We start from the raw sequence: 463 nt of genomic DNA on the forward strand, positions 1-463 counted from the left end.
GCGGTAGACAGCCTCGGTGCCGGCGTGAACGTCGGTTACCCGATCAGCGAGACTTCGCGTCTGACCTTCGGTGCTTCCGTTCAACAGGACAAGATCAACACCGGTCGCTACACCGTTGACGAGATTTTCGATTTCGTTAACAAGGAAGGCGATAACTACCTGAACTTCAAGGCTTCGGCCGGTTGGTCGGAATCGACCCTGAACAAAGGCGTACTGCCGACCCGTGGCCGGGCCCAGAGCCTGACTCTGGAAACCACCATCCCCGGCAGCGACCTGTCGTTCTTCAAGCTCGACTATCGTGGCCAGTTATTCCAGCCGATCACCGAAAACTACACCATGCGCCTGCACACCGAACTCGGTTATGGCGACGGTTACGGTTCGACCGACGGCTTGCCGTTCTATGAAAACTACTATGCAGGTGGTTTCAACTCGGTACGTGGCTTCAAGGACAGCACCCTTGGCC

1 protein-coding gene is annotated in these 463 nt (G+C 56.8%); it reads left to right on the top strand.

What is annotated here, in order from left to right:
* On the top strand, positions 1-463 hold a 463-nt coding region (locus tag J5M56_RS25100; RefSeq protein ID WP_207938073.1), incomplete at both ends, for a BamA/TamA family outer membrane protein.

Origin of the sequence: Pseudomonas sp. 51_B (genome assembly GCF_017491595.1) — a bacterium.
Taxonomy (GTDB): Bacteria; Pseudomonadota; Gammaproteobacteria; order Pseudomonadales; family Pseudomonadaceae; genus Aquipseudomonas; species Aquipseudomonas promysalinigenes.